Genomic DNA, 14607 nt, shown 5'->3' with positions numbered 1-14607 from the left:
CATTGTCTGAGGGAGGTCGCTTTTGCCTGCAGGACTTGTGCAAACCTATCGTGCGTTCGCCCACAATAATGCTTGGGCGAACCACCGGCTGCTCACTGCTTGCGCAGCGCTGTCTCAGGCTGACTTCGAAGCCGCACGAACCGGCTTCTTTCCAAGCTTGCAGCGCACGCTCAACCACATCTATGTCATAGACCTCTTCTATGTCGACGCGCTGGAGGGCGGATGGCTGGGACCGGCGGCTTGGAAGAACCAGATGCCCCACCTTTCACTCGCCGCGCTAAAGCCTGCGCAATCCGCGATCGACAAGCGCTTGATTGCCGTCTGCGATGGACTGACGCCCGAGCTTCTCGACGGTCTCGTGCGGATCAACCGCGACACCCGCGTGCAGATCGAACGTCGCGACCGGCTGCTCATGCATCTGTTCCAGCATCAAATTCATCATCGCGGACAAGCCCACGCGATGCTGTCCGAAACGCACCTTACCCCGCCCCAGCTAGACGAGTTCTTCGCCGAGGGAGAGGCGCCGCTCAGGGCCACCGAATTCGACCAACTCGGATGGACCGAGGAAACGGTGTGGAAAGCCTAGCGGTGTAGCTTCGCCTCCATGCCCTACTCCCTCGCCATCTTCGATCTCGACGGCACGCTGGCTGACAGCTTTCCGTGGTTCCTGCGCACCATCAACGACGTCGCCGACCGCTTCGGCTTCCGCCGCGTCGCGGATGAGGATGTCGAGGGGCTGCGGCATGCTTCGTCGCGCGAGATCCTCAGCCGGCTCGAGGTGCCCTTGTGGAAGCTGCCGGCGATCGCGCGGCATGCGCGGCGGCTGAAGGCTGAGGCGGCCGCCGAGATTTCGCTGTTTTCGGGCGTCGATGCGATGCTGCGGACGCTGGCGGAGAACGGCGTGCAGCTCGCGCTGGTGACATCGGACAGCGAAGCGAACGCGCGCGAAAAACTCGGCGAGGCCGCCGCGCTGTTCGCGCATTTCGACTGCGCGGCCTCGCTGTTCGGCAAGCCTTCGAAATTCCGCCGCGTCATGCGGCGCGCCGGCGTGGAGCCGGGCAAGGTCATCGCGATCGGCGACGAGGTGCGCGATATCGAGGCGGCGCGGGCTGTCGGCATTGCCTGCGGCGCGGTGAGCTGGGGTTATGCGGCGCCGGCGGCGCTGCGGGCGCTGGCGCCGGATCACATGTTTGAGCAGATGGATGAGATTGTATGGACGCTGTGCCCCGGTGCAATAGCCCGGATGAGCGAGGCGATACCCGGGAACGCCGGTGGATGAGGAGAGCCCTGCCCCGCATGTCGCTCCGCTCATGCGGGCTACGGCAGCCTACTCCGTCCTGCGCAAGAATGCCCCGAACGCGCGTGGGCCGTCGCCGGTCTTGACCTCACCGATCACCTTCATCTCGGTCGCGTCGATGATGCTGAGCGTATTGCTCTCCCAGCACGCGACGACGATACGCTTGCCGTCGGCGGTCGCGGCAATGCCTTCGGGATAATCGCCGACAGTGATGCGCTTCACCGGCTTCAGCGTTGCCAGATCGAACACGCTGACGGTGCCGCCATACTGGTCGGTGACGAAGCCGCGGCCCTGCGTCAGCGCCACCGCATAGGGACGCATCCCGACCGGCACGCGGCCGATCTCGCGCGCTTCGGCGATGTCGATCACGGAGACGTCGTTTGAGCCGACATTGGCGGTGTAGGCGCGCCTGCCGTCGGCATCGATGGTGACGCCGAACGGACGGGTGCCGACCTTGATTGTCGCCCTGCGCTGGCGCGTCGCGGTGTCCACCATCGAGACGCTGTCGTCGTCGCGGTCGGCCGAGAGCAGCAGCTTGCCATCAAGCGTCACTGCGAGCCCCGACGGCGAGGCGCCGACCGCGATGCTGGCCGTGACGCTGCGGCTCGCAGCGTCGATCACCCGCACGGCGGCTGCGTACCAGTCCGCGACATAGACGGTGCGGCCATCCGGCGCGACGGCAATGCCAAGCGGCCCGCCGCCGACCTCGATCCGCCCTGCAATCTGCCGCGTTGCTGCGTCCACCACCGTCACGGCCTTGGCGTCCGGGCTCGTGACATAGGCAAAGCGCCCGTCCGCGCTAACGGCCACGCCCGCCGGCTTGCCGCCGATCGGGATGGTCGCGACGCTGCGCGCGGTGGCGAGGTCCACCACCATCAAATCGTCGCTGAGCTGGTTGGTCACGAACGCCTCGTCGGCGCACGCGCTGCCGAGAGCGGCACGGTAAAGGCTGGCAGCGAGCGCCGCCAGGACCAACGCCCGCACGGTCAGCTTCCGCTCTCGATCTTCTTCTTCAACGACTCGAGGCCGGCCTTGTAGAGCCCGCTCACCGCAGTCTTAGCCGCCTCGTCGCTCAGCTCCGGCGGCGGATCGTTGTTGGGAAAGCCGCGGTAGAACGCGCCGGCCCATTCCAGGGTCGAGGCCTTGCCGTCGGCGCTCGGCGTGACGGTGAGCGTCGAGGAATAATTGGTGACCGGCAGCACCTTCACGTCCACATTGGTGATCCGGTAGGAATAGCTCATCGCGGCGGCGTCAAACTTGTAGAGCTCTTCGTCGACGGTCGCGCCTCCCGTCAGCGTCAGCTTCCGCGTCGCGCCGATCTCGTTGCCCTTCTCGCCCTCGGTCTTGGTAACAGGCGGCAGCCAGCTCATGTCCTGGAAATTGCCCATTGCGGTCCACACCTTGGCCGGGGCGGCGTTGATCTCGATGGATTCGCGGACCTTCTGCCGGGTCGGCCCGTGGGCCCAGGCCGATGTCGAAGCCGGGCCAAACGCCGCCGTCAAAGCTGCCGCGCCCGCAGCGGTCAGTACTACGCCCAAGACCGTGCGGCGTCCAATCGTCACCCTCATCTCGTTTCCTCATGCGTCTCATTGATCATGCGCGACTTGATGCGCGCTGGGATCATGGTAGCGCATTTTGCGGCCGAGGGGAGACCCGTTCGTGGCCACGTTGCGGCAGGCGTCCGCGCGCCCCACAACCCCTTGCTGCCCGGCGGGCAAAACACCCAATAAGCGGGTCAACCACGATCGGCAAAAATATTTCTCTTTATCCGTATTTCGGATTATCGTATAGAAAGCCATCCCAACCCGGCCGAGGGGCGGATCGCGATCGTCACGAACGCGGGATGGGACGTGGTGGACGTGGGCCACACCGGCGCGAAGGCTTCGCAGGGCGGGCAACCGTGAACGAAGGCGTCGCGCACACGACCGGTGTGATCCGCGTACGGCAAAATCGTGTGGTCCTGACGCCCGGGGTCTGTGCGTCAAGTCTTGTGGTGATGTGGGCGGCCCGACCGGGCATCCGCATCAGCCATCCGCAAGGCGACGGGGGCAATAGTGCATCGCTCCCCGGGGAGATCACGACATAAGCCGTAAAACCACTGCGCAGGGAAGGCCGTGTGTTGGGCTTCACCTGTATGCCGCTGTGCAGCCTCTTGTAGCGCAACCTTCGCACAGTGGACCGTGGGTGCCAGCCGGCACCCGGCCTTTCCTGCGCCCTCGGCATTTTTGGGGGCTAAGAATACCGCAAAGCTCGGGCCGCACAGGCCGCGAGAAGGCGAAGGTGCGCGGACTCTGTGGATTGAAATACGAAGATGGATTTTGGGCGCGTGCCCCGGACGCGGCGCAACGCCCCTTCGGCGGTGCGCCGCAGAGCCGGGGCCCACGCAGCGGCAAATGCACGGCTTCTGGGTCCCCGCTCTACGCCGCAACGCTTACGCGTTGCAGCTTGTCCGGGACACGAGCGTGGAACTTTATCTGGCGCGCTGGCGACCGCAACATGCCAAGCACGAAAGCCTCGCGAAAGCTGCATCTGGGAAACAGACAGAAACAAACGGCAACAAAACTCGTCATGCAGCATCGGACGCAAATTGTAACCTCAGCTTGTCAAACGGAATCGTCCTGGGAAGACGCAGCTCAGACAGTTTGCCGGCATGAGGCCAGCCCGACCTCACGACCCCGCAATGATTGACGGACGTCCGGGACCGCAAGAGCCGCGAGGAGTGCGCGATGGTATCAACCTATTTCAGCTACAGCTACATCACGCGCAATCTCAAACAGTCCCTGACGCGGGTCGAACAGCAGCAGGACGTGGCGCGAGAGGCCGCCTATTACAAAGCCCACATCGGCAAGGTGAAGTCCGTCGACGACTTCATGAAAGACTATCGCCTTTATCATTATGCAACGAAGGCGTATGGCCTGGAAGACATGGCCTACGCCAAGGCCTTCATGAAAAAGGTGCTGGAGAGCGATCTCTCCGACGCAAACAGCTTTGTCAACAAGCTGGTCGACAAGCGCTACCGCGAGTTCGCCGCGGCATTTTCCTTCAATGGCAGTGCAACGCCGGTTGCGCAATCGGAGAACCAGACCGACGAGATGATCGGTCTGTACACGGCGACCAGGAAGAGCCAGGTCGATGCACTTGCCGGCGACTCGAATTATTACAGTGCCGAAATCGGCAACATCAGCAGTTCAGACCAGCTCCTGAACAACGAGCGTCTTCGCAACTACGTCTATTCGGCGTACGGGATCGATCAAAGCAAGTGGTCGCGTGACACGATAAGCCAGGTCTTGCGCAGCGATCCATCCGATCCCAACAGCTACGTCAACACCACTTTCGCCTCTCAGTTGAGTGGCCTCAACGCCGACCTTGCTCAAGCCCGATCGGATGTCACCGCGGCCAATTCGAGGATCGCCGACTACACCGCCCAATTATCGCAACCGGGCGCGAATGTGACCCAGTTGAACGTCCAGATCCTGGTCGAAAAGCATCATTTGGAGTCATATGCGAGCAGCATTTCCAGCCTCAGCGACCAGATAGGATCGATCGGCGGGTTCGTCGACCTGGCTGGTGCGTTCGAGTTTTCCTCCGACGGGTCGCTTCCGTCAGGCGTGTCGGCGCAGACTGCCGCAAATGTCACGATCACGAAACAGAGGTTCGACGACAGCAAGTCCGCCGTCTATTCGGCGGCAAGCCCATTGAACGAAGCCTTTGCAATCAGGCAATTCAGAACCGCCATCCTCAAGATCAATTCAGTCCAGGCGTTCGTATCGACACCGGGCGTTTATGATTTTGCGCTGGGAGCCGTCGGCCTCGATCCCGCAAACGTGTCGCCGGCGACTGTCAAGGCCGTGCTCGAAAGCGACATCAACGACCCCAAAAGCTACGTCTATACCCTCAAGGACAATCGATATCTGGAGCTGGCCCGCGCCTTCAACTTCGACGCAAAGGGCAATCTGACCACCCCCTTGGTGGCTCAGGACTCGGCTGAAGTCCTCCAGATCGCGAAGGACTACGTCATTGGAGCGGTGAAGAGCGCCAGCACGGCAACGCCCCAGCAGCAGGCCGCAGTTCGGGCCCAGGCCACGAAGGATGCGTCGGAATATCAGCAGGCCATCGCCGGCATCGACAGTGTTTCCGATCTTCTCGCAAACAGGCCGATGGTCGATTTCATTCTCCTGGCCAAGGGTCTGGATCCCAGGAAGGTCAGCACCGAATTTCTCAAGAAGATCTTCAGCTCCAATCTGAACGATCCAAAGAGCTTCGCGAACACCGAGAGCGATCCTCGCTTTGCCGAAATCGCGGCGTCGTTCAATTTCGACAGTCAAGGCAACGTCGCGCGTCTTCCGATGATGGGTCCGCAGAAGCGGGATCAGTTTCGGGAAACACAAGCGAACTATGTCGAGCAAAGCCTGGAGCAGCAGCAAGGCGATGCGAATCCCGGCGTGCGCCTGGCGCTCTATTTCCAGCGAAAGGCGGGGGACATCACATCTGCGTACGACATCCTTGCCGACAAGGCTCTTTCGGAGGTGTTCAGGACCACCTTCGATCTGCCTGACTCGATGGCGGCGATGCCGATCGACCAGCAGGCCAAGTTCGTGGACAGATTCATGAAGATCAAGGACCTGTCCGATCCCGCGAAGGTTACAAAGCTGCTGAACCGTTTCTCCGCCATGTATGACATCAGAAACAGCCAGAGCACCGGTCAGGGTCAATCCCCCCTGCTCAACCTCTTTCAGGGATCCGGTTCGGGGATCAGTGACTCCACATACCTGGCCATTGCCAAGCTACGCACTCACTGACGATCGCCGCCGGGACTAGTCCAACACCTCGAGCACCAGCTCCATGGTCATGAGCACGGGATTGTCGCCACGGACCAGACGGCCCTCCGCCATGCCGCCGGTGTAGTCGATCAAGGCGACGTCGAGTGCGGCTTCGAGCGCGCCGGAGGAGCCGGCCGCAATCGTGCCGCCGGTGACCGCAAGCTCGGTCGCGAAGGGCTCGGTCACGCCGCCATGGCTGAAGCGGGCGCCGATGGTCGAGCCGACGCCGCCGTGGATCCTGGCGCGCGCGATGCCTTGCGCGCGGCAGAAGTCTTCGAGACAGAAGGCGAAATCCTGATTGGGGCGCAGCCGCAGCGCGAAAGCGCGGCTGGTCGTGCGTGCGCCGGTGCTCGCAGCCGGCACCGGCCCGAACAGCTTGAAGTTGGTCTCGGGATCGGGCTCGGCGGCAAACATCGCACCATCGATGCCGAAGGCCTCGACCTCGAACGGCTCGGCGACGTCAGTCTCGTCCGGCAGCATGTGGCCGCCACTGTCGCGGCCATCGGGCTCCGTCCACAGCCCATGGCAATGAAAGAACGGCGCGCCATCGCGCGTGCCCAGCGTCATGCTGCCGAGCCTGGTGCGCGTCACGCCGCCCGGCCGGAAAGTGTCGCTATAGAACGCGGCGTTCTCGCTGGTCTTCGACAGCGCCGGCATGACATAGGCGAACGGCCCGAGCGCGCCGCGCCCGAAGCTGAGCACGCCGCCGGCGAATCCCTCCGCGGCAAAACCGCGGCGCGCCGCCTCCAACAGCGGCAGACCTGCTCGAAGCGTGAAGGAGAAAGCGCGTCCCCTCGCCTCCACCCATTGGATGCGTTCGGCGACCGGCGCGCCGGGCTGCTTGATGCTGCGCATGACTTTCGCTCAGCCCGCCCGCGTCTTGTCGAGATCGAGCAGCCCGCGCGCCTCGAGCTCGTCGCGAACCATCCGTTTGGGAATCTTGCCGTAGCCGGATTTCGGCAAGGCCTCCCAGAAGAAGAACCGCTTCGGCATCTTGTAGCGCGGCACCTTGGGGCTGAGGAATGCCGCCATCTCCGCTTCGCTCACCGGCTTTGCGCCTTCGCGGGCGACGCAGACGGCAACGCCGACCTCGCCCCAGGTCGCATCGGGCACACCGAGCACCGCGACCTCGCCGACGCAAGGATGGGTCAGGATTTTCTCCTCGATCTCCCGTGGATAGATGTTGGAGCCGCCGGAGATGTACATGTCGGAGGCTCGTCCGGTGATGTAGACGAACCCCTCCTCGTCCATGTGACCGAGATCGCCAGTGCGGAACCAGCCGTTGCGGAACGCCTTCGCATTGGCATCGGGGTTGTCGTAGTAGCCGGCAAGCACGGCGGGGCCGATCACGCAGATCTCCCCGCTCTGGTTGGCGCCGAGTTCGCGGCCCTCGTCGTCCTGGATCGAGACCTGCATGCCGGTACGCTCGAAGCCACAGGTGCCGATCTTCGCGTGCGGCCCGTCCTCGGGATCATGCAGCGCCGCCGGCAGCACGGTGATGTTGCCGGTCACCTCGCCGAGACCGAAATACTGCACGATGACCTTGCCGAGCTTCCTCAGCGCAGCCTTCTGGTCCTCGCGATACATCGGCGCACCCGCATAGATCACCTGGCGCAGCGAAGAATGATCGTATTTGTCGGCGGCGGGATGCTCGACCATCATCTTCAGAATGGTCGGCACCACGAAGAGATTGCTTACCCGATGCGCCTCGATCAGGCGGAACGCCTCGTCGATGTCGAATTTCTCCGTCGGCAGCAGCACGGTGCACACGCCGCGCGCGGTCTGAACCAGCTGATGCACGCCGGCGCCATGCGACAGCGGCGCCACCACCAGCGAAGCATCCGCTTCGGTGACGCCGGGCGTGAGATCGGCGAGATGGTTGGTGACGACAAAACCCATCTGCCCGTGGGTGAGCACCGCAGCCTTGGAGCGGCCGGTGGTCCCCGACGTGAAGAAGAACCAGCAGGGATCGTCGTGCTCGACCGCGACGTTCTCGACCACGCTGCCAGCGCGCGACGCGACGGCATCCGCAACCGACGTCTCGGCAAATGGCGCCCGACCGTCGATGCTCCAGGTGAATTCCAGCGCGCCACCGCTCACGGCCGCGGCGTGTTCAGGAAAATCGACGTGGCACAGAAACGCCTTCGCGCCGGAGGCCTGCGCAAGATAAGTCACCTCGTCCGGCATCAGTCGGAAATTGGTGGGTACCCAGACCGCGCCGAGCCGGAACGCCGCGAACATCGAGAAGAACATCTCGTCGCCGTTCTTGGAATGGACGAGGACGCGGTCGCCCTTGGCGATGCCCTGCGCCGCGAGCGCCGCCGCCAGCGCCGAGACCTGCGCGTCGATCTCCCGCCAGGTCCAGGATCTGTCACCCCAGACGAAACCGGGACGCGCCCTATGCCGCCGCGCATTCTGGGTCAGCATGTGAGCGAGATTCATGACGCGGCGGGACATGCGCAGGGGCTGCATCGGGCTTCCTCTTCGGCGGCGGACGGCACGCAAGCCGCCCGCTCATTGCAGCCCATTTATCGCCATCGCCACGACCCCTGCAAGGCTGCCGGGCGCAGCGCAGCCCATCCCACCGTTCAGGAAATTTTAAACATGATCGGCGCAACCTCGCTCAGTTCTCGCGTACAGAGTGCCGCATCATGGTCAAAGCGCCCGCCCTCCTCCTGTTGTCGTTGGCGCTTGCCGGATGTGCCGTGGGCCCACAAGCGCACCTCGCCTCCGGTCCCGCCTTCACGCCTGCGCGCTATGCCTGGGACGGCGCTGGCGAAAATCCCAATCACCCGCGCGCTCCCTCAGGACCAGCACGCACGGCCCGATCCGAGCGCAACAGCTCGCAAGCCGGGCTTAAGCCCTACTCGAAGGAATGGTGGCAGGCGCAGGACGGCATCGAGGCGGAACAGGACGCCAGGGTCAACCGTTCCCTCGTCATCTGCCAGGGATGCCTGCGCCCGCAGGCGCAGTCCGAGGATTCCAGGCTCGCCAAGGCGACCGATTGAAACATCCGGACGATCAGGACCTGGTGGAAGTCCGGCCCCGTCGTCGCGAGAAGCGACCGGGAGCTACAACGCCCCGAGCTTCCGCAATGACTCCTGTGCGGTCGGCAGGCCCGGCTTCAATTCCAGCGCCTTCCTGAAATCGGCAATCGCGCCCTGTTTGTCGCCGAGCCGCGCGCGTCGGTCGGCGCAACACGGACCGCCTCGCCATAGTCGGCGCGGATCGAGCTTGATGGCTTGGTCGTTCGGCGATGGCACGATGAGGCTGAGCGGGACACGCATTTTCCGGATATCTCCCCTGCGGCAATCCCTCTTGGTCGCACCTTGGCAAGGGCCGGTTCAGGCGCCTAGATCAGAGGCAAGCAGCAGGTCGGAAGGATTTTGCATGGCGCCATCGGTACGGGACAACAAGGACAAAAGCCGCTTCGAGCTCGATGTCGGCAGCGAAATCGCCTTCGCCAATTACCGGCTGACGCCGTCGGCGGTGATCATCACCCACACCGAGACGCCGCGCGCGCTACGCGGCCGCGGCATCGGCTCCGAGCTGGTCAAGGGCGCGCTGGGATTGATCCGCCGCGACGGCAAGAAGGTGATCGCCGGTTGCGGATTCGTCGTCGACTATCTCGACAGGCATCCGGAAGATGCGGATCTCGTCGCCTGAATGCAAAAGGGCCCGCGCGATCGCGGGCCCTTGGGTTACGACCGGGCGACCGGTCAGTGCTTGATCTCCGGCGGCAGCTTGCCGCCATTGGCGGCGAGCTTGGACATCACCTGCTTGTGCAGCCAGACGTTCATGGTCGCGGAATCGTTGGTGTCGCCGCTGTAGCCAAGCTCCTTGGCGAGGTCCTTGCGCGCGGCGAGGCTCGAATCGATGTCGAGCGCCTTCATGAGGTCGACGATCGAGGTGCGCCATTCCAGCTTCTCGCCCTTGTGCGCGGCGGCCGCCGCGTCGACGATCGAGGCAACGTCCACCGTCGCCGCGGGCGCCGATCCGCCCGGCGCGGCCCCTGCGGGCGCGCTGCCCGACGGTGCGCTGCCTGCGGGCGCGGCGGAAGCTGGCTGGCTACCGAAGATCGCGCCCATAATTTTCCCGAAAATGCTCATGTCTGCTCCCCGAAAAGGACCCGCTGGAGGGCCTTGAGTGGCACTTATAGACCAAGTTGCGTCGTTGCGCCCGCAAAGTTCCGCGGACCAGCACGCAGCATCAGCTTATCTGCGGCGAAATGACGACCGAACGACATCATCGGGGTTGCGCTGCGGCATCGAATCTCACCCAAGCGTGAGGGACAGGACTCGCAAATGGGCGTAGGCTTGACGTTCAGTTCGCGATGCCATCCGGAATTCGCGTCTGGTTGGGGATCGTGAAACTCAGAATAGCGGCCGCTTGCGCCGTTTGCTGGCGCCAGATGCGGCTGCATGGCAAGGGAGCTAGCGACCATGGCCACACTCTACCAGGGCAATGTCCCCACCTTGGCCCAGACCGCAGAAGCGGCTGGACCGGTGATCCGAACCATCCAACTCTCCGATCTGCACGATGCGCTCAAGCGCGGCTGGGACGATTTCAAGGCGGTGCCGAGCCACGCCATCATCCTCTGCGTGATCTATCCTGTGCTGGGCCTCGTGCTTGCCCGCGTGGTGATGGGCTATTCAGTGCTGCCGTTGTTATTTCCGCTGGCCGCTGGCTTCGCGCTGATCGGCCCGTTCGCTGCTCTCGGTCTCTACGAGCTCTCCAGCCGGCGCGAGCGCCATGAGGAGGCCAGCGCCTGGGATGCCATGGAGGTGCTGCGTTCGCCCTCCTTCGGCGCGATGCTCGGTCTCGGCGCGCTGCTGCTGGCCCTGTTCGTGACCTGGGTTGCGACCGCGCAGGCGATCTACGTTGCCGCTTTCGGCTATGAAGGCGCATCCGGGATCTCGGATTTTCTGACGCGCGTGCTCACGAGCCGGCAAGGCTGGTGGCTGATCGTGGTCGGCTGCGGCACCGGCTTCCTGTTCGCCCTTGCCGCGCTCTGCATCAGCGCCGTGTCGTTCCCGCTGATGCTCGACCGCCATGCCGGCGCGTTCGAGGCAATGGTGACGTCGCTGCGCGTTGTCGCGAAGAACCCGGTGCCGATGGCGGCCTGGGGCCTGATCGTGGCCGTCCTGCTGGCGCTGGGCACGATTCCCGCCTTCCTCGGCCTTGCCGTGGTGGTCCCCGTGCTCGGCCATGCCACCTGGCATCTCTATCGCAAGGTAATCGCAGCCGATCCGGGCGCGCGTCCGGTGCCGCCTCCGCCGCATCGTCCACGCAAGCCGGCCGCCGACTTCCCCGCCAACCTATTCCCCTGGCGCAATCGGACCGACGGCTGACGATATCGTGACATGCGATCCTGCTCCGGCGCGGGCAGGATCGCGCACAGTCATACGCCTTGCTTTGGCCGCGGTTTCCATCGAGATTGCACCCGCCGTTCAGATCACTTCACGGAATTTATTTGCTCGAATGACCCCGACGATTTCTCGTCTCGCCCTCGCAGCCTTAGCCCTCACCGCGTCCATCCTATCCGCCCAGCCAGCGCTCGCCGCTGTTGCCTGCGGTTCGGGCAATTTCGACGCGTGGCTTGCAGACTTCAAAACGGACGCCGCGGCCAAAGGCGTCTCGCAACAGGCCATTTCCGCCGGGCTCGCCGGTGTGACGCTCGATCAGAACGTGCTCAACCGCGATCGCTCGCAGAAGGTCTTCAGCCAGACCTTCGAGGAGTTTTCCGGCCGCATGGTGCCGCCGCGCCTGACGCGCGGCTCCAACATGATGAAGCAATACGGCTCGGTGTTGTCGCGGATCGAGCAGACTTACGGCGTGCCTGGCGAGGTGCTGGTTGCGATCTGGGGTCTCGAGACCGATTTCGGCGTCAATACCGGCAAGTTCGCGACCATCCGCTCGCTGGCGACGCTGGCTTATGACTGCCGCCGCGCCGAGCAGTTTCGCGCCGAGCTGTTGGATGCGCTCCGCATCGTCCAGCGCGGTGACCTCGCACCGGCCGACATGAAAGGCGCCTGGGCCGGCGAGCTCGGACAGACCCAGTTCATGCCGTCGTCATGGATGAAATACGCTGTCGATTTCGACGGCAATGGCAAGCGCGATCTCCTGCACAACGCCCCCGACGTGCTCGCCTCCACCGCGAACTATCTCGCCGGTTATGGCTGGCAAAAGGGTAAGGATTGGCAGCCGGGCAGTCCGAATTTCGCGGTGCTACAGCAGTGGAACAAGAGCGAGGTCTACTCGAAGACTGTCGCTTATTTCGCCACCCAGCTCGCGCGCGCCCCTTAGAAGCCCCACGGTTCGGCGTGTGTGCACTGCACCAGCGCTCGCGTGATGTCGATCCGCCAGGTTCCAATCGCACTGCTGGCCAAGGCTGGCAAAAGTGCACTTGCGCGCCAGTTAATGAATCTAAGTTCACTATTGATACCCGATCATCATGCGATTCGCGCATGCGAGACTTGGGTATAGAAGCTATTCGATCAACTTGTGGACGAGCGCGAAGCAACCTATTTGGCCCTGAGTGGAACCGCCTCATCTGCAGTAAACCGTGAATTCACGGGCATTTTCAGCACTCTTTTTCCCGTTCCGCCTACCCTTTGGGCGGGAGTGCTCCTGGGTTAATCGACCGTTACCAATGCCATGCACCCAGCGCTTAGCTGCATCGCAACATCGGAACTTTCGCACTGCACCACTCTCACTTATATTCATTTCAACGATGAGGCTCGGGCAAGAGCTGAATCGAACTACAGGAGACTACCAATGCTGCTCTCGCTCATCCGCATGATCCAGGCTTTCCGGGACTATCAGCGCAATGTTGCCGAGCTGTCCCAGCTTAGCGATCGCGAACTGGCCGATATCGGCCTCGATCGCTCGGACATCCCGCGCGTTGCCGCCGGTCAGTATCAGGGCTGATATCGTTCAGCCCTAACCGGACGAACCGATAGCGCCCGCCTTGTGCGGGCGTTGTCGCATCCGGAGGCAGAAAACTCGATCTCGGCGATTCCACTGACCGCCGAAAAGCGCTACCTGTCCGCCCCATGACAGGACCCCAATCAAATACCGTGCACGTCATCGGCGCAGGCCTTGCCGGCTCCGAAGCCGCCTGGCAGGTGGCCAAATCCGGCGTGCCCGTGGTGCTGCACGAGATGCGGCCGACCCGCATGACCGAGGCACATCGCACCGACGGGCTTGCCGAGCTCGTCTGCTCCAATTCGTTCCGCTCGGACGATGCCGCCAACAACGCCGTCGGCCTGCTGCATGCCGAGATGCGCCGCCTCGATTCGCTGATCATGCGCGCAGCCGACGCCAACCAGGTGCCCGCCGGCGGCGCGCTGGCGGTGGACCGCGACGGCTTCTCAGCGGCCGTCACCAAGGCGCTGAACGATCATCCCCTGATCGAGATCGCCCGCGGCGAGGTCGCAGGCCTGCCGCCGGCCGATTGGAGCAACGTCATCGTTGCGACCGGCCCCCTCACTTCGGCGCCGCTGGCGGATGCGATCCGCGAGTTGACCGACGAGAACGCCCTCGCCTTCTTCGACGCGATCGCGCCGATCGTGCACCGCGAATCCATCGACATGTCGGTGGCCTGGTTCCAGTCGCGCTACGACAAGGTCGGTCCCGGCGGCACCGGCGCCGACTACATCAACTGCCCGATGACCAAGGAACAGTATGACGGCTTCGTCGCAGCGCTGGTCGCCGGCGAGAAGACTGAGTTCAAGGAATGGGAGACCAACACTCCCTATTTCGATGGCTGCCTGCCGATCGAGGTCATGGCGGAACGCGGCCCCGAGACCCTGCGCCACGGGCCGATGAAGCCGGTCGGCCTCACCAATCCGCACGATCCCAGCACCAAGGCCTACGCGATCGTGCAGCTGCGCCAGGACAACAAGCTCGGCACGCTCTACAACATCGTCGGCTTCCAGACGAAGCTGAAATATGGCGAACAGCAACGTATCTTCCGCACCATTCCGGGGCTGGAGAAGGCCGAATTTGCCCGCCTCGGCGGCCTGCATCGCAACACCTTTCTCAACTCGCCAAAGCTGCTCGACGGCCAGTTGCGCCTGCGCGCGCAGCCGCGGCTGCGCTTTGCCGGCCAGATGACGGGCTGCGAGGGCTATGTGGAATCCGCCAGCGTCGGACTGATTGCCGGCCTCTATGCGGCAGCGGAGGTGCGCGGCGAGACGCTTGCGGGTCCGCCTGCTACGACGGCACTCGGATCCCTGCTCGGCCACATCACCGGCGGCCATATCGAGACCGTCGAGCCCGGCACGCGCTCGTTCCAGCCGATGAACATCAATTTCGGCCTATTCCCACCGCTCGCCAGTGTACCGACGAGGAAGCCGGACGGAAGCCGACTGCGCGGCAACGAGAAGACGGTGGCCAAAAAGCAGGCGATGAGCGCGCTGGCGCTCGCCGATCTCGATCGCTGGATCGCCGATCACCTGCGCATTGCCGCCGCGGCGTGAGTTTTCG

General features: G+C 63.8%; 15 protein-coding genes. 9 read left to right on the top strand and 6 right to left on the bottom strand.

Going from position 1 to position 14607, the window contains the following annotated elements; genetic code table 11:
* The first annotated feature begins 22 nt into the window (after positions 1-22).
* Positions 23-586 (top strand): DinB family protein, encoded by a 564-nt coding sequence (locus ABIB91_RS06120; protein ID WP_354160901.1) that lies wholly within the window; start codon positions 23-25, stop codon positions 584-586.
* An 18-nt stretch (positions 587-604) separates the two neighbouring features.
* A complete protein-coding gene (locus ABIB91_RS06115; protein WP_354160903.1) occupies positions 605-1279 on the top strand; it encodes an HAD-IA family hydrolase in 675 nt (224 codons plus the stop codon).
* Between the two features lie 48 nt (positions 1280-1327).
* Here the strand turns inward: ABIB91_RS06115 and ABIB91_RS06110 are convergent, their stop codons facing one another.
* Together ABIB91_RS06110 and ABIB91_RS06105 are read right to left on the bottom strand one after the other, a co-directional pair.
* Positions 1328-2281: a YVTN family beta-propeller repeat protein gene (locus tag ABIB91_RS06110; protein WP_354160904.1), complete on the bottom strand. Its 954-nt coding sequence runs from the start codon at positions 2279-2281 to the stop codon at positions 1328-1330.
* 2 nt (positions 2282-2283) lie between these two features.
* Positions 2284-2865 (bottom strand): SRPBCC family protein, encoded by a 582-nt coding sequence (locus ABIB91_RS06105; RefSeq protein ID WP_354160906.1) that lies wholly within the window; start codon positions 2863-2865, stop codon positions 2284-2286.
* A gap of 1158 nt (positions 2866-4023) precedes the next feature.
* On the opposite strand from ABIB91_RS06105, the gene ABIB91_RS06100 reads away from it, so the two are divergent.
* A complete protein-coding gene (locus tag ABIB91_RS06100; protein ID WP_354160908.1) occupies positions 4024-6096 on the top strand; it encodes a DUF1217 domain-containing protein in 2073 nt (690 codons plus the stop codon).
* Positions 6097-6111: 15 nt separating this feature from the next.
* Here ABIB91_RS06100 and ABIB91_RS06095 read toward each other — a convergent pair whose 3' ends face one another.
* Positions 6112-6972 carry a PCC domain-containing protein gene (locus tag ABIB91_RS06095; RefSeq protein ID WP_354160909.1) on the bottom strand — a complete coding sequence of 287 codons (861 nt, stop codon included), beginning with the start codon at positions 6970-6972 and terminating at the stop codon, positions 6112-6114.
* Between the two features lie 9 nt (positions 6973-6981).
* On the bottom strand, positions 6982-8589 hold the full coding sequence (locus tag ABIB91_RS06090; protein ID WP_354160911.1) for an acyl-CoA synthetase: 1608 nt from the start codon (positions 8587-8589) through the stop codon (positions 6982-6984).
* Positions 8590-8768: 179 nt separating this feature from the next.
* Here ABIB91_RS06090 and ABIB91_RS06085 point away from each other — a divergent pair, with 179 nt between their 5' ends.
* Positions 8769-9125, top strand: a complete 357-nt coding sequence (locus ABIB91_RS06085; RefSeq protein WP_007590711.1) for a hypothetical protein — start codon at positions 8769-8771, stop codon at positions 9123-9125.
* Positions 9126-9188: 63 nt separating this feature from the next.
* Here ABIB91_RS06085 and ABIB91_RS06080 read toward each other — a convergent pair whose 3' ends face one another.
* A complete protein-coding gene (locus ABIB91_RS06080) occupies positions 9189-9404 on the bottom strand; it encodes a tetratricopeptide repeat protein (RefSeq protein WP_354160913.1) in 216 nt (71 codons plus the stop codon).
* 103 nt (positions 9405-9507) lie between these two features.
* Between ABIB91_RS06080 and ABIB91_RS06075 the strand changes: the two genes are divergently transcribed.
* On the top strand, positions 9508-9783 hold the full coding sequence (locus ABIB91_RS06075; RefSeq protein WP_354160915.1) for a GNAT family N-acetyltransferase: 276 nt from the start codon (positions 9508-9510) through the stop codon (positions 9781-9783).
* A gap of 53 nt (positions 9784-9836) precedes the next feature.
* On the opposite strand, the gene ABIB91_RS06070 is transcribed toward ABIB91_RS06075, so the two are convergent.
* Entirely contained in the window at positions 9837-10226 is a 390-nt protein-coding gene (locus tag ABIB91_RS06070) for a DUF3597 domain-containing protein (RefSeq protein WP_007590704.1), read from the bottom strand.
* A 333-nt stretch (positions 10227-10559) separates the two neighbouring features.
* On the opposite strand from ABIB91_RS06070, the gene ABIB91_RS06065 reads away from it, so the two are divergent.
* From ABIB91_RS06065 to trmFO, 4 genes are all read left to right on the top strand, one after another.
* Positions 10560-11468 (top strand): DUF2189 domain-containing protein, encoded by a 909-nt coding sequence (locus ABIB91_RS06065; RefSeq protein WP_219685498.1) that lies wholly within the window; start codon positions 10560-10562, stop codon positions 11466-11468.
* Positions 11469-11598: 130 nt separating this feature from the next.
* Positions 11599-12423: a lytic murein transglycosylase gene (locus tag ABIB91_RS06060; RefSeq protein WP_354128846.1), complete on the top strand. Its 825-nt coding sequence runs from the start codon at positions 11599-11601 to the stop codon at positions 12421-12423.
* Positions 12424-12894: 471 nt separating this feature from the next.
* On the top strand, positions 12895-13047 hold the full coding sequence (locus ABIB91_RS06055; RefSeq protein ID WP_007590701.1) for a DUF1127 domain-containing protein: 153 nt from the start codon (positions 12895-12897) through the stop codon (positions 13045-13047).
* 125 nt (positions 13048-13172) lie between these two features.
* Positions 13173-14600, top strand: a complete 1428-nt coding sequence (trmFO, locus tag ABIB91_RS06050; RefSeq protein ID WP_354160919.1) for a methylenetetrahydrofolate--tRNA-(uracil(54)-C(5))-methyltransferase (FADH(2)-oxidizing) TrmFO — start codon at positions 13173-13175, stop codon at positions 14598-14600.
* Positions 14601-14607: the final 7 nt, after the last annotated feature.

The sequence above is a fragment of the Bradyrhizobium sp. JR4.3 genome (genome assembly GCF_040547695.1).
Classification (GTDB): Bacteria; Pseudomonadota; Alphaproteobacteria; order Rhizobiales; family Xanthobacteraceae; genus Bradyrhizobium; species Bradyrhizobium canariense.
Note: the sequence above shows the minus strand (reverse complement) of the source record. Positions and strands in the feature narration are given on the sequence as shown.